General features: G+C 36.5%; 23 protein-coding genes, 1 tRNA gene, 1 other RNA gene and 1 riboswitch. Of the genes, 16 read left to right on the top strand and 9 right to left on the bottom strand.

All coding sequences use genetic code 11. From position 1 onward, the window contains the following. Positions 1-118: 118 nt before the first annotated feature. The 3 genes from lysC to mog form a co-directional block, all read right to left on the bottom strand. Complete coding sequence (lysC, locus tag B6C84_RS07710) at positions 119-1,480, bottom strand: lysine-sensitive aspartokinase 3 (protein WP_086320104.1); 1,362 nt, start codon at positions 1,478-1,480, stop codon at positions 119-121. Between the two features lie 74 nt (positions 1,481-1,554). Further along, positions 1,555-1,729: riboswitch (Lysine riboswitch) on the bottom strand. A 111-nt stretch (positions 1,730-1,840) separates the two neighbouring features. Then, positions 1,841-2,299 (bottom strand): transcriptional regulator ArgR, encoded by a 459-nt coding sequence (gene argR / locus B6C84_RS07715; protein WP_034905059.1) that lies wholly within the window; start codon positions 2,297-2,299, stop codon positions 1,841-1,843. Positions 2,300-2,496: 197 nt separating this feature from the next. Beyond that, positions 2,497-3,075 carry a molybdopterin adenylyltransferase gene (gene mog, locus B6C84_RS07720; protein ID WP_065614501.1) on the bottom strand — a complete coding sequence of 193 codons (579 nt, stop codon included), beginning with the start codon at positions 3,073-3,075 and terminating at the stop codon, positions 2,497-2,499. 159 nt (positions 3,076-3,234) lie between these two features. Between mog and B6C84_RS07725 the strand changes: the two genes are divergently transcribed. Both B6C84_RS07725 and B6C84_RS07730 read left to right on the top strand, forming a co-directional pair. After that, positions 3,235-4,164 (top strand): ABC transporter ATP-binding protein, encoded by a 930-nt coding sequence (locus B6C84_RS07725; RefSeq protein ID WP_086354366.1) that lies wholly within the window; start codon positions 3,235-3,237, stop codon positions 4,162-4,164. Next, positions 4,157-4,927, top strand: coding sequence for an ABC transporter permease (locus tag B6C84_RS07730; protein WP_065578558.1), 771 nt, complete (start codon positions 4,157-4,159; stop codon positions 4,925-4,927). Before B6C84_RS07725 ends, B6C84_RS07730 begins: the two co-directional genes overlap by 8 nt. Before the next feature lie 52 nt (positions 4,928-4,979). Here the strand turns inward: B6C84_RS07730 and B6C84_RS07735 are convergent, their stop codons facing one another. The 3 genes from B6C84_RS07735 to accB all read right to left on the bottom strand — a co-directional run bounded on the left by B6C84_RS07735 (position 4,980) and on the right by accB (position 7,528). Beyond that, positions 4,980-5,618: a bifunctional 4-hydroxy-2-oxoglutarate aldolase/2-dehydro-3-deoxy-phosphogluconate aldolase gene (locus B6C84_RS07735; protein ID WP_065578559.1), complete on the bottom strand. Its 639-nt coding sequence runs from the start codon at positions 5,616-5,618 to the stop codon at positions 4,980-4,982. A 66-nt stretch (positions 5,619-5,684) separates the two neighbouring features. Then, the gene (gene accC / locus B6C84_RS07740) at positions 5,685-7,031 is read right to left on the bottom strand and encodes an acetyl-CoA carboxylase biotin carboxylase subunit (RefSeq protein WP_065614505.1); all 1,347 of its coding nucleotides are present in this window, start codon (positions 7,029-7,031) and stop codon (positions 5,685-5,687) included. Between the two features lie 41 nt (positions 7,032-7,072). Next, a complete protein-coding gene (gene accB, locus B6C84_RS07745; protein WP_065578561.1) occupies positions 7,073-7,528 on the bottom strand; it encodes an acetyl-CoA carboxylase biotin carboxyl carrier protein in 456 nt (151 codons plus the stop codon). A 373-nt stretch (positions 7,529-7,901) separates the two neighbouring features. Here accB and B6C84_RS07750 point away from each other — a divergent pair, with 373 nt between their 5' ends. The 6 genes from B6C84_RS07750 to B6C84_RS07775 all read left to right on the top strand — a co-directional run bounded on the left by B6C84_RS07750 (position 7,902) and on the right by B6C84_RS07775 (position 14,146). Next, entirely contained in the window at positions 7,902-8,945 is a 1,044-nt protein-coding gene (locus B6C84_RS07750) for a rod shape-determining protein (RefSeq protein ID WP_065562215.1), read from the top strand. A gap of 115 nt (positions 8,946-9,060) precedes the next feature. Further along, positions 9,061-9,903 (top strand): rod shape-determining protein MreC, encoded by an 843-nt coding sequence (gene mreC / locus B6C84_RS07755; RefSeq protein ID WP_065614506.1) that lies wholly within the window; start codon positions 9,061-9,063, stop codon positions 9,901-9,903. Then, entirely contained in the window at positions 9,890-10,381 is a 492-nt protein-coding gene (mreD, locus tag B6C84_RS07760) for a rod shape-determining protein MreD (protein ID WP_065614507.1), read from the top strand. The genes mreC and mreD overlap by 14 nt, the downstream gene beginning before the upstream one ends. A 12-nt stretch (positions 10,382-10,393) precedes the next feature. Continuing rightward, on the top strand, positions 10,394-11,869 hold the full coding sequence (gene rng, locus B6C84_RS07765) for a ribonuclease G (protein ID WP_065578564.1): 1,476 nt from the start codon (positions 10,394-10,396) through the stop codon (positions 11,867-11,869). A 99-nt stretch (positions 11,870-11,968) separates the two neighbouring features. Further along, positions 11,969-13,426: a metalloprotease TldD gene (tldD, locus tag B6C84_RS07770; RefSeq protein ID WP_086354361.1), complete on the top strand. Its 1,458-nt coding sequence runs from the start codon at positions 11,969-11,971 to the stop codon at positions 13,424-13,426. Positions 13,427-13,456: 30 nt separating this feature from the next. Further along, the gene (locus B6C84_RS07775) at positions 13,457-14,146 is read left to right on the top strand and encodes a DedA family protein (protein ID WP_086320101.1); all 690 of its coding nucleotides are present in this window, start codon (positions 13,457-13,459) and stop codon (positions 14,144-14,146) included. 2 nt (positions 14,147-14,148) lie between these two features. Here B6C84_RS07775 and rnpB read toward each other — a convergent pair. The 3 genes from rnpB to B6C84_RS07790 form a co-directional block, all read right to left on the bottom strand. After that, positions 14,149-14,537: RNase P RNA component class A (gene rnpB, locus B6C84_RS07780), an RNA gene on the bottom strand. Between the two features lie 198 nt (positions 14,538-14,735). Next, the gene (locus B6C84_RS07785) at positions 14,736-15,098 is read right to left on the bottom strand and encodes a hypothetical protein (RefSeq protein WP_065578567.1); all 363 of its coding nucleotides are present in this window, start codon (positions 15,096-15,098) and stop codon (positions 14,736-14,738) included. Between the two features lie 216 nt (positions 15,099-15,314). Beyond that, on the bottom strand, positions 15,315-15,587 hold the full coding sequence (locus B6C84_RS07790; protein ID WP_065614510.1) for a helix-turn-helix domain-containing protein: 273 nt from the start codon (positions 15,585-15,587) through the stop codon (positions 15,315-15,317). 178 nt (positions 15,588-15,765) lie between these two features. Here B6C84_RS07790 and B6C84_RS07795 point away from each other — a divergent pair, with 178 nt between their 5' ends. The 8 genes from B6C84_RS07795 to B6C84_RS07825 all read left to right on the top strand — a co-directional run bounded on the left by B6C84_RS07795 (position 15,766) and on the right by B6C84_RS07825 (position 21,982). Further along, positions 15,766-16,122, top strand: a complete 357-nt coding sequence (locus tag B6C84_RS07795; RefSeq protein ID WP_086354362.1) for a DNA-binding protein — start codon at positions 15,766-15,768, stop codon at positions 16,120-16,122. Positions 16,123-16,188: 66 nt separating this feature from the next. Then, positions 16,189-16,725, top strand: a complete 537-nt coding sequence (proQ, locus tag B6C84_RS07800) for an RNA chaperone ProQ (protein WP_065578570.1) — start codon at positions 16,189-16,191, stop codon at positions 16,723-16,725. A 9-nt stretch (positions 16,726-16,734) separates the two neighbouring features. Beyond that, entirely contained in the window at positions 16,735-18,807 is a 2,073-nt protein-coding gene (prc, locus tag B6C84_RS07805; protein WP_086354363.1) for a carboxy terminal-processing peptidase, read from the top strand. Between the two features lie 29 nt (positions 18,808-18,836). After that, positions 18,837-18,926 carry a cytochrome bd-I oxidase subunit CydH gene (gene cydH / locus B6C84_RS11820; RefSeq protein ID WP_108720900.1) on the top strand — a complete coding sequence of 30 codons (90 nt, stop codon included), beginning with the start codon at positions 18,837-18,839 and terminating at the stop codon, positions 18,924-18,926. Positions 18,927-18,993: 67 nt separating this feature from the next. Next, positions 18,994-19,081 (top strand) — tRNA-Ser (locus B6C84_RS07810). Positions 19,082-19,231: 150 nt separating this feature from the next. Beyond that, a complete protein-coding gene (gene prmB / locus B6C84_RS07815) occupies positions 19,232-20,125 on the top strand; it encodes a 50S ribosomal protein L3 N(5)-glutamine methyltransferase (protein WP_086354364.1) in 894 nt (297 codons plus the stop codon). Between the two features lie 34 nt (positions 20,126-20,159). Further along, entirely contained in the window at positions 20,160-21,227 is a 1,068-nt protein-coding gene (aroC, locus tag B6C84_RS07820) for a chorismate synthase (RefSeq protein WP_086320097.1), read from the top strand. Positions 21,228-21,229: 2 nt separating this feature from the next. Then, positions 21,230-21,982: a TSUP family transporter gene (locus tag B6C84_RS07825; protein WP_065614515.1), complete on the top strand. Its 753-nt coding sequence runs from the start codon at positions 21,230-21,232 to the stop codon at positions 21,980-21,982. The last annotated feature ends 1,974 nt before the right edge of the window (positions 21,983-23,956 follow it).

Here is a 23,956-nt window from a genome sequence, read left to right on the forward strand (position 1 = left end):
TATTAAGTGTAGTTTACAATTATTTTTTCAAATATTCTAGAAATTTTTAGTACTGCTTAAGTGAAGATTTATATCATCATTTGCTAGGAGCGATAATATAATCGCTCCCGTTAAGTCGTTATTCAAAAATAGTTTTGTGTAAAACTTTGATCACATCTTCTGCATCATTACTTCGTGCTAGTAAGCAAAGATTATGCGTGCTAGCGCCATAACAACATAGACGAATAATGAAATCATCTAAAGCTCCGAAAACTTCTTTCGCAATACCTTTAGTTGTGGTCAGATTATTACCAATTATAGCAATCAGCGCTAAATCTTCTTCAACTTCAACATGGCAAACCGTTGATAACTCATCAAATAACGCTTTAGTTAATAAGCTATTGCCATTGGTATTTGTGCCTGTGGTATCAATGGTTAATGCAATGCTGACTTCAGAGGTTGTTACCAAATCGACCGAGATATTGTGTTTAGCCAATATAGTAAATACATTCGCTAAAAAGCCTTGTGCATGTAGCATATTTAAACTGGTTAAGGTTAATAATGTCTGTTGACGACGGAGTGCTAATGCTCTGAACGAAGGTAATGATGACTTAATACTATGAGTATTATAGACAATAGTTCCTCCGTCTTGTGGTGCTTTGCTTGAGCCGACAAATACCGGAATATTGCTACGCACAGCTGGTACTAATGTTGCTGGGTGTAAAACTTTAGCTCCAAAAGTGGCCATTTCAGCGGCTTCGGCAAATGATATTTCATCAATACGTTTTGCTCCAGAAGTGATGCGAGGATCGGTGGTATAAATACCAGCAACATCGGTCCAGATATCAATTTGGGTAGCATTTAACGCTTCGCCAAGTAAGGCTGCGGTATAATCGCTTCCACCACGCCCCAAAGTTGTGGTTTTACCTGAACTTTCACTACCAATAAAGCCTTGAGTAACCACGATAGTTTCTGGATTGAGTGATTTTAAATGGGCGCAACAAAGTTGTTTAATTTCGTCTATTTTCGGTACTGCTTTACCAAATTTATCATCAGTGCGCATTACTTTACGGACATCAAACCAAATGGCATTTTTTTGTTTTTCTTTTAATATTTCGACAAATAGTTTTGATGACATGATTTCGCCATAACTGACTAATTCATCCGTCAGCGCAGGGGAGGTAGCTAAACTTGCGGCTTCTGATAACGAAGCGATATTGGCAATTATTTGGTCAATTTCAGTGCGTAGAGCTTGATTTTCAGGTAGATTTTCTAAGATATTATATTGAATTGATTGAATTTTGGCGATGTGTTTTGCTCTGACATTGGCATCACGACCTTCAGCTAATGCTACCAATAAATTGGTTATACCTGCTGAGGCAGATAATACGACTACTTTGACATTAGGATTAGCTAGAACAATATTAGCACTGTTGACCATTGCTGGGTAATCTGCAACGCTAGTACCACCGAATTTAGCAATTATAAATGATGTTTCCATGGATTCCTCATATTAAAAATTCTTATTTTTAACAGAGATAGAGCGGGCATGTCTTACTACCGTTTAAAAAACACATACCGTGAAGCGCTCCACCTGTTAGGGTGACAACCCAAGGGATTCAGCCCTTGTAGCCGATTCAATTGCTTTCTGGAATAACAATCAAACCTCGGCATTACACCCCATTAATCATCTCTTTACGGCTCCAGTTCCTAAAATGATCTACCTGAGTAATGCGCCTCTTCTTTTTTTTGTAATATTGGTTACAAAATCAGTGTCATATAGGATTAACGATTTAACCAAGTGTGTCAATAGCCTAAATATTAAAAAAAATTATCGGTCTGGCTTAAAATAAATTGTTTTTTATAAGCTTCGCTCAAATAATTCAATAATAGTTTGATACAGTTTCTTAACCGAACAATCTTTAGTCGGAGTGCTAAAAATTGTATCATCACCTGCAATGGAGCCTAAAATCCCTTCTGATTTACCAATTGAATCTAACAATCTAGCAATCAGTTGCGCAGCTCCCGGACTGGTACGGATAACGACCATTGAACTATTGTAATCAATATCTAATACTAAATTCTTTAGTGGACTACTGGTGGTTGGTACGCTCATTTCGGCTGGTAAGCAGTAAACCATTTCAGATTTTGCATTGCGAGTTCTTACTGCGCCAAATTTGGTTAACATTCGAGATACTTTGGACTGATTTATATTATCAAATCCTTGTTCCTGTAAGGCCTGTACGATACCTATCTGAGAACTAAACTTTTCTTGTAATAACATTTCTTTAAAAGTTTTAGTGAGATCATTTTGTTTCATACTGTTCCTTTAAATTAAATTTATGACCAATTACGCCAATAGCGTTTATTAATCATATTAACTAGTTATCTAAAATTATCTAATTATAATCTTAAATAATGTCATTATTGGCCATTAAGGTAATATTGCTATTATCAATCTTACCTGCACGGTTAAAAATATTTATTTACATAATTATGCATGATGTTTGCATAAAATTAAAGGTTAGATTTGCTAGCATTTTTCGGTCGAAAAGCTTGAACAACATGATTATGAGTTTCGATATAAGGGCCATCTAATAAATCAATACAGTATGGAACACTGGCGAAGATACCTGTAACAATAGTATTTCCTTGATCATCTTTCACGCCTTCAAGGGTTTCTTTAATTGATTTAGGCCTGCCAGGTAAGTTTAAAATTAAACATTTTTTTCTAATGACACCGACTTGTCTAGATAAAATTGCTGTAGGAACAAAATGCAAACTAATTTGCCGCATTTGTTCACCAAAACCAGGCATTAATCGGTCAGCAATTGCTAAGGTTGCATTTGGTGTAACATCTCTAATTGCTGGCCCAGTACCGCCTGTGGTTAATATAAGGTGGCATTGCAACTTATCTACCAATTCGCATAAAGTTTCTTCAATGATTAGTTGTTCATCAGGAATAATACGTTGTTCAGTAATAAATGGTGTTTTTAAGGCTGTTTGTAACCATGATAACAATGCTGGAATACCCTCATCTTGATAAATACCTTGTGATGCTCTATCTGATACTGAAACCAAACCAATTTTGACCATAACCTCTAATCCTTAATCTTATATTTATCTAATAATTATATTGTTAGCCTTGAAAATTGAATTATTCTAAAAATCATAACAATATTGTCGATCGGCTAAACATGATATCATATTATATAAATAACAAATTAAGGATTTAGGATTCATTTTATGTCATCAATGCCCGCACTAGAGCTCATAGCGCTCAAGAAAAAATATAAAAATGGTGTAGAAGCATTAAAAGGAATTAATTTAACCGTACAAGCAGGGGATTTTTATGCTTTGCTCGGCCCTAATGGTGCCGGTAAATCAACCACCATTGGTATAATTAGTTCATTAGTTACCAAAACCTCTGGGCAGGTTAAAATCTTTGGATATGATTTAGACAACGATGTTGTTAATGCAAAAAGGCAATTAGGTCTGGTCCCGCAGGAGTTCAACTTTAATCAATTTGAAGAAGTACTCCAGATTGTTACCAATCAAGGTGGTTACTATGGATTGCCACGCAAATTAGCATTGCAACGAGCTGAAAAGTATTTGCGTATTTTAGATTTGTGGGATAAAAGACATAGTCGGGCAAATATGTTATCAGGCGGAATGAAAAGACGGCTAATGATCGCTAGAGCTTTGGTTCATGAACCAAAATTATTAATTCTAGATGAGCCTACCGCCGGGGTTGATATTGAAGTACGTCGTTCTATGTGGGAATTTCTCCGCGAGATTAATCAACAAGGTATTACTATTATATTAACCACCCACTATTTGGAAGAAGCAGAAATGCTCTGCCGTCATATTGGTATTATTCAGCATGGAGAATTAATCGCTAACTCATCAATGCGTGATCTGCTAGCAAAAAGTCAATCCGAAACAATCATCATTGATTATGTACCAACAGCTATACCAATCTCTCTTCAAGGCTATCATTATACCGAGGTCGAATCGGGAATGTTAGAAGTCAGTGTAGATAAACAACATGGACTTAATCAGTTGTTTGAACAACTCAATCAACAAAACATAAAAGTAATTAGTGTTCGTAATAAAGCTAATCGATTAGAAGAATTATTTGTAGATTTGGTGCGCAATGATACTAAAGGAGCTATTGATGAATAATTTATATTGGATTGCCTTAAAAAGTATTTGGCGTAAAGAAGTTAACCGATTTTTAAGAATTTGGCTGCAAACATTGATTCCTCCTGTTATTACCATGTCACTGTATTTTATTATTTTTGGTAATCTAATCGGCTCACGTGTTGGTGACATGGGTGGCTTTAGTTATATGGCATTTATTGTGCCCGGTCTAATTATGATGTCGGTTATTACCAATTCATATACTAATGTCTGCTCTTCATTTTTTAGTGCAAAATTCCAACGTAATATTGAAGAAATACTTGTTGCTCCGGTTCCTACTCATATTATTATTTGGGGATATGTAGGTGGCGGTGTCATGCGCGGTATATTGACAGGTATATTGGTCACAATTGTGTCGTTATTCTTTGTTCGATACCAAGTTTATTCATGGCCATTTGTTATTTTTACCTTATTATTAACCTCAATTTTATTTTCCTTAGCCGGCTTGCTAAATGCCGTATTTGCAAAATCCTTTGATGATATAAGTATTATTCCCACCTTTGTGCTAACTCCGTTAACTTATTTAGGTGGCGTTTTTTATTCAATCACCATGTTACCCACTTTTTGGCAATGGGTTTCTAAAGTCAATCCAATTGTTTATATGATTAATGGATTTCGATATGGTTTTTTAGGCACTAGTGATGTCTCTTTAGTGATCACTTTTGCAATGCTGTTACTTTTTGTGGCTACTTTATATTTTATCGCGTGGCGAGTTATTGAAAGTGGAAGGGGACTCAGGAGTTAGATTAATCTGGATAAAGCTAAACCGCCGATCAATGTCGGCGGTAAGGTAAAACCTATTTTGCACCGGCAACGGCTTCTTTTGCCATTTCAGTAATTTTAGCAAAATCACCTTTAGCAATCGCATCGGTAGGGATAAACCAAGTTCCACCTACACAAAGGACATTATCAAGTGCTAAATAATCACGATAGTTTTTCGGATTCACACCGCCAGTTGGGCAGAACTTCATATAACCACAAGGACCAGCAAAAGCTTTCAGTGCCGCAACACCGCCATTGATTTCTGCTGGAAAGAATTTTAATGCAGTCAAACCATATTCTTGCGCAGTTAATAATTCTGAAATTGTTGCTATTCCTGGAATAACAGGAACTGTCCCTTCAACTGCTGCTTTTAAAATAGAATCAGTAATACCCGGAGTGATGATAAATTCCACGCCTGCTTCAGTTGCTTGTTTAAGTTGTTCAACAGTGGTTACTGTTCCTGCACCAACTACAGCTTCAGGTACTTCCTTGATAATTTTTTTAATGGCATCAAGTGCACATTCAGTTCTTAGTGTAACTTCTAGAACTTTAACTCCTCCAGCAATTAATGCTTTTGCTAATGGAACAGCATCTTCTAGACGTTCAATAACAATAACTGGTACAACAGGGCCTAATGTTAAAATTTCTTCAGCAGTTTTTTTCCAACTCTTCATATGCGTTACCTATACTTTATTTACTTCTATACAGCAATAAGCCCTCAAAGTGGTGAGGGCTTATTTTTACTCATAAATACCTAATTTCTTTTCTAAATAATGAATGTTTGTGCCACCTTTCATGAAGCCTTCATCATTCATAATTTCTATATGAAGTTCGATATTGGTTTTTATTCCATCAATAACCAGTTCTGCTAATGCATTTTTCATGCGGGCAATGGCGACGTCTCGGGTCTCTCCATAAGCGATTAACTTACCAATCATTGAATCATAATAAGGCGGAACCGCATAACCAGCATAAATATGAGATTCCCAACGAATACCAAACCCACCTGGTGCATGGAAGCGAGTGATTTTACCCGGAGATGGCATAAACGTTTTTGGATCTTCAGCATTTATTCGACATTCAATGGCATGACCTTTAATTTCAATATCGTCTTGCTTGATAGATAAAGGTTGTCCTGCAGCAATAAGAATCTGCTCACGAATTAGATCAACGCCTGTCACCATTTCAGTAACTGGATGTTCTACTTGAATACGGGTATTCATTTCAATGAAATAGAATTCACCATTTTCAAATAAAAATTCAAAAGTACCTGCACCACGATAACCAATCTCAATACATGCATTTACACAACGTTCGCCGATAAATTTACGCATTTTCGGTGTGATGCCGACAGCCGGTGCTTCTTCAACGACTTTTTGATGGCGTCGTTGCATTGAACAGTCACGCTCACCTAAGTAAACGGCATGACCTTGACCATCAGATAGCACTTGAATTTCAATATGACGAGGGTTTTCAAGGAATTTTTCCATATAAACCATGTCATTATTAAACGCTGTTTTTGCTTCAAGTTTAGTCATTTTGATTGATTGTTCGAGCTCTTTTTCTTCTCGAACAATACGCATTCCGCGGCCACCACCACCGCCAGATGCTTTAATAATCACTGGATAACCAATTTTCTTTGCAATCTCTTTGTTGGTATCCATATTGCTACCAAGTGGACCATCAGAACCAGGAACACATGGTACACCGGCTTTTTTCATTGCTTCAATTGCCGATACTTTATCGCCCATTAAGCGGATAGTATCTGGTTTTGGACCAATAAATATAAAGCCAGAACGTTCGACTTGTTCAGCAAAGTCAGCATTTTCAGATAAAAAACCATATCCTGGATGAATAGCGGCTGCGCCAGTTACTTCGGCAGCAGAAATTAAGGCTGGGATATTAAGATAACTTTTTGCAGAAGCTGCTGGACCAATACAAACCGTTTCGTCTGCAAGTAAAACATGTTTTAAATCTTTATCTGCCGAAGAGTGAACAGCGACAGTTTTAATTCCAAGTTCTTTACATGCTCGTAAGATGCGAAGAGCAATTTCTCCGCGGTTAGCAATAAGAATTTTATCAAGCATATTCAATCTCTTAATCGTCTAAGTTAATAAATAATTTCTGATTATTCAATAATGAATAGCGGTTGATCGAATTCAACTGGTTGACCATTTTCAACTAAAATAGCTTTAATAGTCCCTGCTTTTTCTGATTCAATTTGGTTCATCATTTTCATCGCTTCAACAATGCAAAGTACATCACCAACATTTACCGATTGGCCGACTTCAACAAATGCTTTCGATTCCGGACTAGGGGTACGATAAAATGTACCAACCATTGGTGATTTTATTGTGGTACCATTAATTGTATTGGTATCTGCGATGACTTCTGCTTCAACAGTTGGAGCAACCACAACAGGAGCTGGTTGAGGAATTTGAATATTTTGCACTGGCGCAGAATAGTTTGCCGCAGGCATAGATCGACTAATTCGAACTGATTCTTCACCTTCAGAAATTTCAAGTTCAGAAATACCTGACTCTTCTACTAATTCAATTAACTTTTTAATTTTGCGTATATCCATGAATTACACCGTGTTTATTTGATATAAATAACAATTATTTTAATGCATACTTAATACCTTAAAAGTTACCTTTTAATACGATACTAAGTTTGTAACTCAACATTAACGCGGAAGGATACACTGTAAATCGTAATTTGTCATTATATATCTCCTTTACAAACACTTGTTATACTATTTTCTAGGTATTATTTTAGAATTGAGATACAATAGTAACCCTTAATTATTATTGAAGCTAGCTGTGGTTTTTATCTGCTAAAAAATCTCTTATTTATCGGATAAAATATAGAAATATATATATTTTGTAGATGCCTTAGTTTGCTTCTGAATACTCAAATATATTCAAACAAGATTAATTCTAGGAAGAGTTTTTATTATGTTCAAAAAAGTTCGCGGCTTGTTTTCAAATGATTTATCGATTGATTTAGGTACAGCCAATACGCTTATTTATGTTAAAGGGCAAGGCATTGTGCTTAACGAACCTTCCGTTGTTGCCATTCGTCAAGATCGCTCTGGAACACCTAAAAGTGTTGCTGCAGTTGGCCATGCTGCGAAACAGATGCTAGGACGAACACCTGGTAATATTGCAGCGATTAGACCAATGAAAGATGGTGTAATTGCAGACTTTTCCGTAACTGAAAAAATGTTACAGTACTTTATTCGCCAAGTTCATAGCCATAGTTTTTTAAGACCAAGTCCACGTGTACTAGTTTGTGTGCCTGTAGGTGCTACACAAGTTGAACGCCGGGCTATTCGTGAATCAGCATTAGGTGCTGGCGCACGTGAAGTTTATTTAATTGAAGAACCAATGGCTGCAGCTATTGGCGCTGATTTACCTGTTTCAGCACCGACTGGCTCAATGGTGGTTGATATCGGTGGTGGTACAACTGAAGTCGCCGTTATTTCGTTAAATGGTGTGGTTTATTCAGCGTCGGCACGTATTGGTGGTGACCGCTTTGATGAAGCAATTATCAATTATGTTCGTCGTAATTATGGTGCATTAATTGGTGAAGCAACCGCTGAAAAAATTAAGCACTTTATTGGTAGTGCTTATCCAGGTGATGAAGTGCTTGAAATTGAAGTGCGTGGCCGTAATTTAGCCGAAGGTGTACCACGTAGCTTTACCTTAAATTCAAATGAAATATTAGAAGCGTTGCAAGAGCCATTAAGTGGTATTGTTAGCGCGGTTAAAGTAGCACTTGAACAATGTCCTCCAGAACTTGCTTCAGATATTTCTGAGCATGGTATGGTATTAACAGGTGGCGGTGCATTATTGCGTAATATTGATAAATTGTTATCGGCTGAAACAGGTATCCATGTTGTTGTCGCTGAAGATCCACTAACTTGCGTAGCGCGTGGTGGTGGTAAAGCACTTGATATGGTTGATATGCATGGTGGTGATCTCTTTAGTGAAGAATAACGTTAAATAATTACTAATAAGTAACCAACTATTTCATTTTATCCGCCGACATTGTCGGCGGAGTCATATATTAGAATAGTTAACTACTTAGTATATAACAGGTAAATACTGAACAATGAAATTACTTTTTTCTAAACGTTCGCCTCTGAGTGTACAACTATTTATTGCGCTAACACTTGCTCTGACGCTAATGGTATTAGATATTAATTATCGTCCTTTTAAAGAGATTCGTTATTACTTAGATACCATAATTTCACCACTCTATAATGTTTCAAACGCACCAAAATCATCATTTGACTCTCTTTATGAAATGTCAAAAACACAAGAAGCGTTAGTTAATGAAAATAGCAAATTGCAAGAAACGTTAATGCAACAGAAAAGTGATCTACTACTACTTGAACATTTGAAACATGAAAATGATCGCCTAAGAGGATTATTAGGTTCTCCATTAAGACATGATGAACACAAAATGGCTGCTCAAGTTTTATTAGCTGATACTGATCCTTATGTTTACCAAGTTGTGATCAATAAAGGTGCAAATAATGGTGTTTATGTTGGTCAACCAGTCGTAGATGAGAAAGGAATTGTTGGACAAATTTATCAAACGGCGCAATCAACCAGCCGTGCGATATTAGTTTGTGATTATCAACATGCAATTCCTGTGCAAGTACTAAGAAATGATATTTCTATGGTAGCAGTTGGTAATGGATGTAGTAATGATTTAACCCTTGATTTTTTACCTAATAATGTTGATATCAAAGTTGGTGATGTTTTAGTTACTTCTGGACTTGATGGTCGCTTCCCTGAAGGCTATCCAGTGGCTGTGGTAAGCTCAGTCAAACTTGATATTAGTGATTCAACCCCAATTATTTCTGCTACACCTACAGCGGATTTAAAACGTTTACGCTATTTATTATTACTATGGGGCGAACAAGGAGTAAAACATGAGGGGGAATAGTCGATTTAGTATTTTGATTATTTGGTTAACACTGTTGATAGGCTTATGTTTACAGATTGTTCCATGGTCAGCTGATTATAATATGCTTAAACCGCATTTATTAATGTTAATCATGGCGTATTGGTTAATAGCGCTTCCTCATCGTATTGGAATGGGGATGGCCTTTATATTAGGCATAGTCTTGGATCTATTTTCCGGATCTATTCTTGGTATTCATGCGTTTATTTTTTCCTGTATAGCTTACTTGCTGCTGTTTAAATTTCAGTTGATTCGTAATTTAGCGCTCTGGCAGCAAGCAATTGTTATCTTTGTTGTATCGCTTTGTTACAATTTTTTAATATTTTTATTTCAGGTTACTATTTATCACACCATAACGATTTCGCCTTTAATTTTAATATCTAGTTGTGTTGATGGGGTATTATGGATAGTGATTTATCTATTTTTACGAATAATAAGACGGAACTTTGCTATCAATTAAAAAGGAATCATTATGTCTGTTGAATTATTAATGAATGTGACGCCTTCAGAGACTCGTGTTGCTTATATTGAAGACGGTATTTTACAAGAGATCCATGTTGATCGTGAATCGCGCCGAGGAATTGTTGGCAATATTTATAAAGGAAAAGTGATTCGTATCTTACCTGGTATGCAGGCCGCTTTTGTAGATATTGGTCTTGAAAAAGCTGCTTTTTTGCATGCTTCAGATATTATGCCACATACTGAATGTGTCTCTGATAGTGATCAAGAACAATTTCAAGTTAAAGATATTTCTGAACTGGTTCGCCAAGGTCAAGACTTAATGGTTCAGGTGGTTAAAGATCCTTTAGGAACTAAAGGAGCTAGGTTGACCACTGACATTACATTACCTTCACGGTATTTAGTTTTAATGCCGGGGCCAAATTCGACCCATGTTGCTACATCACAACGAATTGAATCTGAAGAAGAGCGAGAAAGGCTGAAAAAAATCGTTGAGCAGTATGTCTCTGATGAAGGCGGTTTTATTGTAAGAACAGCTGCAGAAGGGGCAAATGCCCATGAGCTTGAACAAGATGCTAATTTTTTAAAACGACTATGGACAAAAATTCAAGAAAGAATGGCTCGTCCGGTTAGTAAAAATTTAGTATATGGAGAGCTAGCTTTATCGCAACGAGTATTACGAGATTTTGTTGGTGATCCAATCGAACGTATATTAGTTGACTCAAAATTAACTTATGACTTGTTAGTTGAGTTTACTCAGGAATTTATGCCTGAAGTAACTAGCAAACTAACCCATTATCGTGGCAATATTCCAATTTTCGATCTGTATGATATTGAAAATGAAATTCAAAGAGCGCTAGATAGAAAAGTTAAATTAAAATCTGGTGGTTATTTGATTATTGATCAAACCGAAGCCATGACTACCATTGATATTAATACCGGTGCATTTGTCGGCCATCGTAATTTAGAAGAAACCATTTTCAACACCAATATTGAAGCAACGATTGCCATTGCCCGCCAATTAAGATTACGTAATTTAGGTGGCATTATTATTATCGATTTTATCGATATGCAAGAAGATATTCATCGTGAACGGGTATTACAATCTTTACAAGATTTTTTAGCTAAAGATCGAGCACGAACATCTGTTAATACTTTCTCCGGTTTAGGATTAGTCGAAATGACCCGTAAACGTACGCGTGAAAGTATTGGCCATATTCTTTGTGAAGAATGTCCATCTTGTAAAGGTCGAGGTATTGTTAAATCTGTCGAGACAGTATGTAATGAAATATTGCGTGAGATTGTCCGTGTTTATAAAGCTCATCGCTCTGAGTACTTCTTAGTTTATGCATCTGCCGCAGTAGCCAATGCACTGACCAATGACGAGTCTCATGCTTTAGCCGAAGTTGAAGTCTTTGTAGGCAAACGAGTTGAAGTAAAAGTTGAACCACTGTATATACAAGAACAGTATGATGTTGTACTTATGTGATTAGTTTAACTGTATTAACCATAAAAATAGGTAAAACCTAATTGATAAGTGATTGTCAGAAAAACATTTTTTATTTTTTATCAATAAATTAAGGAATTTATGAAAGTAACTCAAGTGAGTGAAAGGTTACTCCACCCAAATAACTTAAATCAACAAGATATAGCTAATTTACTTGATATGTTAAGTTCAAGAAAAATTGATTTTGGTGATTTATATTTTCTATCCGGTTATTATGAAAGTTGGTCACTTGAAGATAGTATAATCAAAAATGCTTCTTTCCATCGTGATCAAGGTGTTGGTGTGCGAGCAATTATTGGTGAAAAAACTGGATTTGCTTATACCGATCAATTGTCATTAGCTCGCTTAGAACAGAGTGTATTGGCTGCTAATTCAATTACTAAACAGCAAACACCTATAGCAGTTACACCTTTTAAAACGGCGCAAGATATCACGCTCTATCCTTCGATAAATCCAATAAACAGTTTTGCTCAGGAACAAAAGATTGCCATATTACAGCAAGTGGATAAGTTAGCCCGATCGATCGATTCAAGAGTAATTGAAGTATCGGCAAGCTTAATTGGTAGTTATGAAGATATCTTAATCGCAGCTACTGATGGTACCTTAAGTGCTGATGTTCGCCCATTAGTTCGCTTATCGGTATCTGTTCTAGTGGAACAAGATGGTAAACGTGAACGAGGTAGCAGTGGTGGTGGTGGCCGATTTGGTTATGACTATTTTTTAACAACTAACGTTAAAACTGGTGAAAGCCATATCGATAGTTATACTCGCGAAGCGGTGCGACAGGCTTTAGTATTACTTTCAGCTAAGCCAGCACCTGCAGGCACAATGCCGGTGGTGTTAGGCGCAGGTTGGCCCGGTGTATTACTACATGAAGCAGTTGGTCATGGATTAGAAGGTGACTTTAATCGTAAAAATAGCTCGGTATTTTCCGGTAAAATTGGTCAGCAAGTTACCTCAGAACTTTGTACTATAGTTGATGATGGTACTATTGCTAATCGTCGTGGTTCACTTTCTATTGATGATGAAGGCACACCTAGCCAAAAAACGGTATTAATTGAAAATGGCATTTTAAAAGGTTATATGTTTGATAAGCTCAATGCAAAATTAATGAATTGTTCTTCGACTGGCAATGGCCGTCGTGAAGGTTACGCATATTTACCAATGCCTAGAATGACAAATACCTATATGCTTGCCGGAACATCGAGTTTTGATGAGATTATTCAAAGTGTTGATTATGGTTTATATGCCCCTAACTTTGCTGGTGGTCAAGTTGATATAACTTCAGGCAAATTTGTTTTTTCAACTTCAGAAGCTTATTTAATTGAAAAAGGTAAAATTACTACGCCAGTTAAAGGTGCAACACTTATTGGTTCAGGTATTGAAACTATGCAACAAATTTCAATGGTAGGGAATGATCTAGAATTAGATTCAGGTGTTGGCGTTTGTGGTAAAGCCGGGCAAAGTGTACCGGTTGGTGTTGGACAACCGACTTTAAAAGTGAATAATTTAACGGTAGGTGGTACTATTAACCACTAACAATAATACATTAATGAGAAATTAAGCTAAATGGATACAATCATTACACTCTATCAAGCATTTGTTCATATGGATCTTGCAACACTCTCAAATCCGAATGTGTTATGGATATTATATGGCATGCTTTTTGTTATCATTTTATTAGAAAATGGTGTGTTACCAGCAGCCTTTTTACCGGGTGATAGTTTATTGTTTCTAACTGGCGTATTAATTAGTCAAAATGTTTTTCATTTTGGTTTAATAAACTTAATTCTAATTGCGGGTGCCGCATTTGGTACATGGCTTGGTTATGCGCAGGGGCGCTGGCTTGGCAATACCAAAATTGTGCAAAATTGGATGGCGCATTTACCCGAAAAATATCATCGTAAATCGGAAGTTTTATTTCATAAATACGGATTACAAGCCTTATTTATCGGACGATTTATTGCATTTGTGCGTACTTTATTACCGATGATGGCGGGATTATCCGGTTTACATAGTCGCAAATTTCATATTTATAACTGGATCAGTGCGACATTATGGATTTTCTTAATTGTTACATTAGGTTATTTATTCGGCTTATCACCGATTTTCAAAACCTATGAAAAGCAAATCATGTCATTACTTATGTTAATACCGGTAATTTTATTGCTATTAGGTTTGCTTTTTACACTTTGGCTAGCATTTAAACGTTGGTTGAATAATAAAAAGCAAGTGAAACAAGATACAACAGAAAAGTAAAAGAGCGAAATTAACCGATAAGCCGGGTTCTGTCGTGGACAATCATTCCTCTAGGCTAATACTCACGCATTAGCTCAAGCAGTCTACCCGGATTCAACGCGGGCCGCGCCAATGAATCCCTATTTGACCTTGCTCCGAGTGGAGTTTACCGTGCCACAACTGTTACCAGTTGCGCGGTGCGCTCTTACCGCACCCTTTCACCCTTACCTGATCTTATTACTAAGCCATCGGCGGTATACTCTCTGTTGCACTAGTCGTGAATTTTAGCTCGCGCCAAAACCCCCCAGGCGTTACCTGGCACTCTGCCCTATGGAGCCCGGACTTTCCTCCCCTCTGTTTGTCTCCTTTTTGCAAAGGACTACAACAAAGCAGCGATTGTCTGGTTAATTTCGGCAAAGAGTATAACCTAATCGTTATTTTTGTCCAGAACAGAATAGGGATTATGGTTGCAATCTGTGCAAAAGCATTAATTTGAGTATAAGAAAATTGACGTTTGATGAATAAGTAAGTTTAACTATTCTATGTGGTTTAGAGAACATAAACTAAAAAGCACATCAATTGATGTGCTTTACTTAATCAGTAATGAGAATTACCATTTTTTCTGTTTATTATTTTGATCATAATTAAACCAAGTAACTACACCTTGGTTAACAATGACTTCTAAAGTACCTTCGACAATATCATATTGCGTTTCACCTAATAAAACATTATTCGTTGAACTCTTTTTAAGATATTTATAAGTCCATTTAGTCTCATTGCTATTAATAACGGTTTTAGCTGTTGGTTCACCAAAAATATGTAAAAGCTGTGTTTCAGTGGTCGAACCTTCTACTATTTTATTCACTTTTTCGTGACTTAGAGGGGCTCCTTGTTCAAAATAATTTTTTTGTGAACATGCTGCTAATGCCAATATTGAAAAAAGAACGACCAAAATTTTACTAAGATTTTTCATGGATTCTTGCCTATTAATTTATGATTTATAACAAAAGATAGCTAATCATAGCATAGCTTTACTGTTGTAGAAAATGACCGAATCATAAATTTCAATAATAATAATTAACCTTAATAATTGATATAAAACGATAAAATGAATATATGGAAACATTTTTGTTTCTTTATGTTTCCATTTTTTGAAAAGTGGATAAGATGTTTATCTCTAGTTATTGTTTTATGCTTTATCGTCTCGTTTTTTTCTTAAAACTCGCTTAATTGGTTGTTTTGTCATGGAATTCATATAACGACTTGGCCAAATTTGTGAAGGTTTCAAATTAAGTGCCTTGGCTATAATAGTTTCTCCTTTGGTCCAAGGTCTCACTAATGCGTTGCTTAATGTTGATGAGCTCAAACCTGATTTACGAGATAATTCAGCCAGTGTAGTCCCTTTCTTTTTTAATGCGGCAATGATATCTGCTTTGTGCCAGTCGTTAGATTTTATTTCCATTTTTTCTTCCTTCGTAGTTTATAACATTAAATATCTATGTTATGCTTTCATGTTATTAAAACCAGTAAGTTTATAATTTAACTTTTAACATCATTAATAAGTTGTTTCTTATTATTGTAACAAAGTTTCTTTAATTTCTGTAATTTTTTTCTTGTTTCTTAAAAATAGGGTAATTAAAATGAAAGAGTGGTTCTCTCCCAAAGAACTATTAAGCGTTGCTGGAATGCCTTCAACAACGCAAGGGATTAACCGTAAAGCAAGAGCTGAAAAGTGGACTTCTCGAAAACGATCTGGTGTTCGTGGTAAAGCACTTGAATATCATATAAGTAGTTTATCGATAGATGTGAAAAAAGCTTTATGTCTTGAAGAAGAAAGTGCGACTTATGTAGTTTCGCCAATAGATCCACTACAACTTTGGATGACTGCATTTGAACAGTTATCTACTGAAGAACAAATAATTGTTAGTTCATGGCTAATGCGTAACGGCATTAAGGATTTTATTACCTTTATTAATAAACATAAAAAAGATAATTAGTGTTATTGTATAAGCTGATATATACTCTAACGTCAGAAAATTTTAGTTGCTACAATGGAATAACCAATGGAAAATAAGTTTCAATTAACGAATAGTAAAGAGATTATTATTTATTTAGCTCAACAGTTTCCGAATTGTTTTACAATTGAAGGGGAAGCCAAACCTTTAAAAATTGGCATCTTTCAAGATATCCTTTCTCATCTTGAAAATAGTGAAATACTTAGTAAAACCAAACTCCGTGTTGCATTAAGAGCTTATACAATGGGTTGGCGTTACCTATATAGTATAAAAGAAGGTGCTCATCGCGTTGATTTAAATGGTAATCCAACTGAAGTTATCACCAAAGAACAAATGGAACATGCACAACAGCAATTGAAAGAAAGCAAAGAACAAGCTAAAGAACGTGCGAAACAAAAACGCAAAGCGACCCCAAAACCAGCTAGAAAACCTCGTACTTTGAAATTAGGTGATTTTGTTAAAGTTAATGTTGGTAATAAACCAATAAAAGGACAAATCATTACAATTGAAAAGGAACATATCAAAGTTAAAGTAGGTGCTGGAATGGAGTTAATGGTTAAACCTGAGCATATTATTAATAGATAGAGAATTTATATGAATAAGCTACTGAAAGGTTTTGTTAAATTCGGTCTCATTTTATGTATAATTAGTACAACTGCTCAGGCCAAAACGCCGGCGACTGAACAAATTCCTGTTTTAAAGCAAGACGAAGTACATCAAGTGGTTGCTAAACGTGTGACCAACTTTTTTACCCAGTCACATTACCGTGACTTTTCGTTAGATGGTGCCTTTTCTGCTAAAATTTTCGATCGTTATTTCAAATTATTAGATGGTAATAAAACCCTCTTTCTGCAAGATGATGTAAATAAATTCCGTGATCGCCAAGAGCAATTGGGACAAGAACTGATTGATGGCGATTTAAAAACAGCTTACGATATTTACAACCTTTTCTTGCAAAAACGCTACAATCGTTATCAATACGCGCTTGAGGTCTTACAACGTCCTATGGACTTTAATACTAAAGACCAAATAAATTTCAAACGTGAAGATATGGCGTGGCCAACCTCTGAAAAAGAGCTCGATGAATATTGGGATAAACGAGTTAAATATGATGAGTTAAATCTATCTTTAACTGGTAAAAATGAAAGCCAAATTCGTGAAGTTCTAACTAAACGTTATCAACGAGTATTAAAAACGATTGTTCAATCTAATAATGAAGATTGTTTCCAAGTATTTATGAATGCTTTTGCGCGAGAAATCGATCCTCATACCAGTTATTTAGCACCACGTAAAAAACGTGATTTTGATTCAGAAATGAGTCTGTCTTTTGAAGGTATTGGTGCAACGCTTAGCCAACAAGATGATTATACTGTTATTATGTCTTTTGTCACTGGCGGCCCTGCTGAGAAAAGTAAATTATTATCAGTCGGTGACCGAATTATTGGTGTAGGGCAAAGTAATTCTGCTATTGAAGATGTCATCGGTTGGCGTTTAGATGATATTGTTGACAAAATCCGTGGACCTAAAAATACCGTAGTAAAATTAGAAATTTTACCAGCGGGTAATAATAGTAAACCGAAAGTGATCGAAATCACTCGTGATAAAATTCATTTTGAAGATCGTGAAGCTAAATTAAAAACTATCAATAATAGCCGTGGAAAAATCGGTGTGATTGAAATACCAAGTTTTTATATTGGCTTGACCAAAAAAGTTGAATCATTAATCCTCGAAGCCAATAGTGAAAAACTACAAGGTCTAGTTATTGATTTACGAGATAACGGTGGTGGTTCATTAGCTGAAGTTATTGAATTAACAGGATTATTTATTGACAGTGGTCCAGTTGTACAAGTACGGGATAATTTACAAAAGATCACCACTTACGATGACAAAAATAAAGGTATTGAATACACAGGCCCAGTTGTTGTCATGATCAATCGTTATAGTGCATCAGCCTCAGAAATTTTTTCAGCAGCGATGCAAGATTATGGCCGAGCAGTTATTGTTGGTGAAACGACTTATGGTAAAGGAACAGTACAAACTTCTCGTAACATTTCATATCCAGTAGATGCGCGATTACACCCTAAATGGCCAGAACTTGGCGGAGCACAATACACGGTACAAAAATTTTACCGTATTAATGGTGGCAGTACTCAGTTAAAAGGTGTTGTACCTGATATCGAAATGACAAAAAGCCAATATGTCGATGAAATGGGAGAACGATTCTTAGATAATGCCATGCCGTGGGATAAAATCCCATCAGCTGATTATCTCACTGTTGCTAACATTAAACCTTTATTAGCTAACTTAAAATCACAGCATCAAGCTCGAATTGCTAATAATCCTGAATTTAATTATATAGAAGAGGATATTAAGCGGTTTAATGATAAAAAAGATGATCAATATGTGGTTTCTTTAAATAAAAATGAGCGAGAAACCGAACAAAAAACTAACGATGATCGTGATTTAAAAAGAATGAATGAACGTTTAAACCGTGCTGGTTTAGCGCCAATTACTAAATTAAAAGATCTACCTAAAGGTTATAAACAGCCTGATGCATTTCTAGATGAGGCAGTCGAAATCTTACTTGATTTAATACCAAATTATCCTAATCTTGAAGCTAGTAAGGTTAGAGGTGGATTTCTTTCTTTAGATAAACCAATTGAGTAGTTATAAACAAAAAGTAAGGAATAAGTATTATGAGTATTAATTTAAAATATGCTTTAGTTGCAACGGTTCTTATTTTAGCTATTTTTGTAGTATTCGGAACCATCGTTTACATGAATTAACACTTGATTAATTGTTTGCAGATAATTATAGTATGCACCCTGCTTTCAAAAAGCAGGGCTAAATTAAGGTGAGGTGTCCGAGTGGTTGAAGGAGCACGCCTGGAAAGTGTGTATACGGCAACGTATCAAGGGTTCGAATCCCTTCCTCACCGCCATGAATATTTATTCAGTCATCGAAGGAAAGAGCCATTAGGTTCTTTAGCATTGCCAACAAAATCTATTAATATGGTCTTGGCATTTACCTCAGCTTTAATGACCTGACGTGACGATTAATCTCTTCCTCTCCACGATCTTTCGGAGTTACTATGGAAAACTTACGCACTGTTCAGGATTATATACGCTGGACCACTTCGCAACTTAGTCAATCAGACATCTTTTTAGGCCATGGCACCGATAACCCTATCGATGAAGCTAAACAACTTATCTTAGCTACGCTCGGCTTATCACTATTTATTCCTCCAGAATTTTATGCTGCAAATCTGACTAATGATGAAAAACAACAACTAAATGAGATCATCAACAAACGTATTAATGATCGCTTACCAACACCTTACCTAACTAATCAAGCGTGGTTTTGTGGTCATAGTTTTTACGTTGATGAACGAGTCTTAATCCCACGTTCTCCTATTGGTGAACTGATTAATAATCAGTTTAAAGATATAATTAGCAGTGAACCAAAAAATATTTTAGATCTCTGCACCGGTAGTGGGTGTATTGGTATTGCTTGTGCTTATGCATTTCCTGATGCTCAAGTTGATATTACCGATATTTCATTAGAAGCGTTAGATGTCGCGCAAACTAATATTGAATTGCATGATATGCAATATCAAGTTACACCAATTTTATCCGATCTATTTAATCAATTAGAGAATAAAAAATATGACCTAATTGTGACTAATCCTCCATATGTCGATGATGAAGATATGAATGATCTTCCCGACGAGTTTTTATATGAGCCAAAATTAGCACTCGAAGCAGGATTTGATGGATTAGACTTAGCAAAAAGAATTTTACACGATGCTTGTGATTATTTAACACCTGATGGTGTATTAGTCTGTGAAGTTGGTAATAGCTGGGTGTCTTTACAACAACAATATCCAGATGTACCCTTTAACTGGATCAGTTTTGAGCATGGTGGATTTGGCGTATTTGCAATTACGCAGGCTGACTTGAAGACTTATCAGCACTATTTTAAATAAATTAACTATAAAATAAAAAATTGGAATAAGAACTATGGCAGGAAATTCAATCGGTAAATTATTTAAAGTCACAACCTTTGGTGAATCACATGGTACTGCATTAGGTTGCATTGTTGATGGCGTGCCACCAGGGATGAATTTAAGCGAATCCGATATGCAACACGATCTTGATCGCCGTCGTCCTGGTTCATCTCGTTACACTACGCAACGTCGAGAAGCTGATCAAGTAAAAATCCTCTCCGGGGTATTTGAAGGTGTGACTACCGGTACCAGTATCGGATTATTAATTGAAAACACCGACCAACGTTCACAAGATTACAGCAAAATAAAAGATATTTTTAGACCGAGTCACGCCGATTATACCTACCAAAAAAAATATGGTATTCGGGATTATCGCGGGGGTGGTCGCTCATCGGCACGCGAAACTGCCATGCGTGTAGCGGCCGGTGCTATTGCTAAAAAATATTTACATGAAAAGTTAGGTATTACCATTCGTGGTTATTTAGCGCAAATGGGTGATATCGAGTGCCAATTAAATGATTGGCAACAAGTTGATCAAAATCCTTTTTTCTGTCCAGATGAAAGTAAACTAGAGGCTCTTGATCAACTATTAAGACAGCTCAAAAAAGAGGGCGATTCAGTTGGCGCTAAAGTCTGCATTGTTGCTGAAAATGTTCCAGTAGGTTTAGGTGAGCCCGTCTTTGATAAATTAGATGCTGATCTTGCCCATGCATTAATGAGCATTAATGCAGTAAAAGGGGTTGAAATTGGTGATGGTTTTGCTGCGGTTAATAAACGTGGTAGTGAAAATCGTGACGAAATAACCCCACAAGGATTTTTATCAAATCATGCTGGTGGTATTTTGGGGGGAATTAGCTCGGGTCAAACTATCATTAGCAGCATAGCATTAAAACCAACCCCAAGTATTGAAATTGCCGGACAATCAATTAATATTAATGGCGAAAGTGTCGAAGTTTCAACCCATGGCAGACATGATCCTTGTGTCGGTATTCGAGCAGTGCCTATTGCTGAAGCAATGGTCGCTATCGTATTAATGGATCATTATCTTCGCTATCGGGCCCAATGTAGTGATGTAAAATAATCATGAGTTACGAATTACTGGCTTTACTTTTTTTAATTGCGACGTTAGCAGGCTTTATTGATTCAATTGCTGGTGGCGGTGGACTATTAACGGTACCGGCACTACTAGCTGTAGGATTACCACCAGCTAGTGCGTTAGCTACTAATAAATTACAAAGTTGTGGCGGTTCGTTTTCTGCTAGTTTCTATTTTATTCGCCAGCGTATGGTTGATTTAAAACAGCAAAAATGGGCGATTGCTTGTGCATTCATTGGTTCCGCTCTTGGCACATTATCAGTCATGCATATACAAGCGGATTTCTTAAAATTATTATTACCAATATTAACCATCAGCGTCGGACTTTATTTTCTACTATCACCAACAATCGGAGATAGTGATCGTAATAGTCGGCTTTCAATTTTACAATTTGCTTTGATTCCTGCGCTGATTATTGGCTTTTATGATGGATTTTTTGGGCCCGGTGCCGGATCATTCTATGCACTCGCATATATTACTCTGGCGGGATTCAATTTAACTAAAGCAACCGCTCATACCAAAGTACTCAATTTTACCTCTAATTTAGCAGGATTAATCTTCTTTATTGCTGGCGGTGAAGTGGTATGGTCAATTGGTTTAGTTATGTTAGTTGGCCAATTTATTGGCGCAAGATTAGGGGCAAAAATGGTTATAGCTAAAGGACGAAAATTAATAAGACCAATGTTAATTACCGTTTCAACCATCATGAGCATCAAATTAATCTATGAAAACTTCTTTTAATCATCGCTAATAAAATTTAGAATCAGTTTTAGTACCATCAATAAGCTAACAACCAAGAATACATTAGCCAATTAAAAACCCCGTTCCTCAAAATTTTGTGGAACGGGGTTTTTAAAGCCTAAAATCCCGCCAATAAATCGCTAACGCTAGTTATAACATCAGCTAGTTCCAATAATAAAAGTTTATTTTTATCAATCAGTTTGATGCTTCTCATTTAGCGACTTTCGCAACGTGCTGACAACTGAGAGAGGTTAGCATGGCAAACAGGGATGTTTGGCAAGGAGCGTTAAAAGCGAACGAAGGCGGAAGGCAGTCACGTAGTGACCACTTGCGTGGTCGCCGCGGGAGATTGTAAAGAGGGTTGGCGCCAACCCTCTTAACTCGGACGTATTCACCGTATAGAACTAGCCACCAAACAACAAAACGTCCGAAACTCAGCGAACCAAAAAAATTTGAGGAACGGGGTTTTTAAAGCCTAAAATCCCCTAAAGTTTCTCCGAAATTGGTTTTAAAACTAAAATTAGCTCGCTATAAACATAAGAGTTTATTTTGGCAAATAAGTTTGGTGTATTTAATTTAGCGACATTCGCAATGTGCTGACAACTGAGAGAGGTTAGCATGGCAAACAGGGATGTTTGCCAAGGTTGTGTTTTGTCAGGAACAAATCACAGCCGGTGCGTTAAGAGCGAACGAAGGCGGAAGGCAGTCACATCGTGACCACTTGCGTGGTCGCCGCGGGAGATTGTAAAGAGGGTTCGCGCCAACCCTCTTAACTCGGACGTAATCACCGTATAGAAACAACCACAAAACAACAAAACGTCCGAAACTCAAACAATCCAAAAAATAAAGAACTAAAAAATTTTGAGGAACGGGGTTTTTGAAGCCAAAATCCATCCAATAAATTGCTAACGTTAGTTATAACATCAGCTAGTTCCAATAATTAAAGTGTATTTTGGCAAATAAGTTTGGTGTATTTAATTTAGCGACATTCGCAACGTGCTGACAACTGAGAGAGGTTAGCATGGCAAACAGGGATGTTTGCCAAGGCGGTGCTTTGTCAGGAACAAATCACAGCCGGTGCGTTAAAAGCGAACGAAGGCGGAAGGCAGTCACATCGTGACCACTTGCGTGGTCGCCGCGGGAGATTGTAAAGAGGGTTCGCGCCAACCCTCTTAACTCGGACGTAATCACCGTATAGAAACAACCCCAAAACTACAAACGTCCGAAACTCAAACAACTAAAAAATAAAGAACTAAAAAATTTTGAGGAAAGGGGTTTTTAAAGCCAAAATCCATCCAATAAATCGCTAACGTTAGTTATAACATCAGCTAGTTCCAATAATTAAAGTATATTTTTATCAATCAGTTTGATGCTTCTCATTTAGCGACATTCGCAATGTGCTGACAACTGAGAGAGGTTAGCATGGCAAACAGGGATGTTTGCCAAGGCGGTGCTTTGTCAGGAACAAATCACAGCCGGTGCGTTAAGAGCGAACGAAGGCGGAAGGCAGTCACATCGTGACCACTTGCGTGGTCGCCGCGGGAGATTGTAAAGAGGGTTGGCGCCAACCCTCTTAACTCGGACGTAATCACCGTATAGAACTAGCCACCAAACAACAAACGTCCGAAACTCAAACAACCCAAAAAATAAAGAATCAAAAAAATTTGAGGAAAGGGGTTTTTGAAGCCCAAAAATCCCCCTAAAGTTTCTCCGAAATTGGTTTTAAGGGCGTAATTAAGACATAATATTACATTAATCTTTACAAAAGTTAACAATAAAACCATCAAAAAAAGTTGCATGGTTTTTTGCAATCACTATACTTTTATAGCATATTTATACGAATGGATAAATTTTATGCCATTAGGCTTAAAATTTTAAATAAATCATAAAATTGGATTGACAAGGATATCTGATATGGATTATAATTTTCAACACACAACACACAACACACAACCTGCCCAACCTATAATGTAG

Origin of the sequence: Gilliamella apis (genome assembly GCF_002142155.1) — a bacterium.
Classification (GTDB): domain Bacteria; phylum Pseudomonadota; class Gammaproteobacteria; order Enterobacterales; family Orbaceae; genus Gilliamella; species Gilliamella apis.

Bases quoted from the DNA above. Each gene is read 5' to 3' on its own strand.
- lysC (WP_086320104.1), bottom strand. From the start codon at position 1,480: ATGGAAACATCATTTATAATTGCTAAATTCGGTGGTACTAGCGTTGCA.
- argR (WP_034905059.1), bottom strand. From the start codon at position 2,299: ATGAAACAAAATGATCTCACTAAAACTTTTAAAGAAATGTTATTACAA.
- mog (WP_065614501.1), bottom strand. From the start codon at position 3,075: ATGGTCAAAATTGGTTTGGTTTCAGTATCAGATAGAGCATCACAAGGT.
- B6C84_RS07725 (WP_086354366.1), top strand. From the start codon at position 3,235: ATGCCCGCACTAGAGCTCATAGCGCTCAAGAAAAAATATAAAAATGGT.
- B6C84_RS07730 (WP_065578558.1), top strand. From the start codon at position 4,157: ATGAATAATTTATATTGGATTGCCTTAAAAAGTATTTGGCGTAAAGAA.
- B6C84_RS07735 (WP_065578559.1), bottom strand. From the start codon at position 5,618: ATGAAGAGTTGGAAAAAAACTGCTGAAGAAATTTTAACATTAGGCCCT.
- accC (WP_065614505.1), bottom strand. From the start codon at position 7,031: ATGCTTGATAAAATTCTTATTGCTAACCGCGGAGAAATTGCTCTTCGC.
- accB (WP_065578561.1), bottom strand. From the start codon at position 7,528: ATGGATATACGCAAAATTAAAAAGTTAATTGAATTAGTAGAAGAGTCA.
- B6C84_RS07750 (WP_065562215.1), top strand. From the start codon at position 7,902: ATGTTCAAAAAAGTTCGCGGCTTGTTTTCAAATGATTTATCGATTGAT.
- mreC (WP_065614506.1), top strand. From the start codon at position 9,061: ATGAAATTACTTTTTTCTAAACGTTCGCCTCTGAGTGTACAACTATTT.
- mreD (WP_065614507.1), top strand. From the start codon at position 9,890: ATGAGGGGGAATAGTCGATTTAGTATTTTGATTATTTGGTTAACACTG.
- rng (WP_065578564.1), top strand. From the start codon at position 10,394: ATGTCTGTTGAATTATTAATGAATGTGACGCCTTCAGAGACTCGTGTT.
- tldD (WP_086354361.1), top strand. From the start codon at position 11,969: ATGAAAGTAACTCAAGTGAGTGAAAGGTTACTCCACCCAAATAACTTA.
- B6C84_RS07775 (WP_086320101.1), top strand. From the start codon at position 13,457: ATGGATACAATCATTACACTCTATCAAGCATTTGTTCATATGGATCTT.
- B6C84_RS07785 (WP_065578567.1), bottom strand. From the start codon at position 15,098: ATGAAAAATCTTAGTAAAATTTTGGTCGTTCTTTTTTCAATATTGGCA.
- B6C84_RS07790 (WP_065614510.1), bottom strand. From the start codon at position 15,587: ATGGAAATAAAATCTAACGACTGGCACAAAGCAGATATCATTGCCGCA.
- B6C84_RS07795 (WP_086354362.1), top strand. From the start codon at position 15,766: ATGAAAGAGTGGTTCTCTCCCAAAGAACTATTAAGCGTTGCTGGAATG.
- proQ (WP_065578570.1), top strand. From the start codon at position 16,189: ATGGAAAATAAGTTTCAATTAACGAATAGTAAAGAGATTATTATTTAT.
- prc (WP_086354363.1), top strand. From the start codon at position 16,735: ATGAATAAGCTACTGAAAGGTTTTGTTAAATTCGGTCTCATTTTATGT.
- cydH (WP_108720900.1), top strand. From the start codon at position 18,837: ATGAGTATTAATTTAAAATATGCTTTAGTTGCAACGGTTCTTATTTTA.
- prmB (WP_086354364.1), top strand. From the start codon at position 19,232: ATGGAAAACTTACGCACTGTTCAGGATTATATACGCTGGACCACTTCG.
- aroC (WP_086320097.1), top strand. From the start codon at position 20,160: ATGGCAGGAAATTCAATCGGTAAATTATTTAAAGTCACAACCTTTGGT.
- B6C84_RS07825 (WP_065614515.1), top strand. From the start codon at position 21,230: ATGAGTTACGAATTACTGGCTTTACTTTTTTTAATTGCGACGTTAGCA.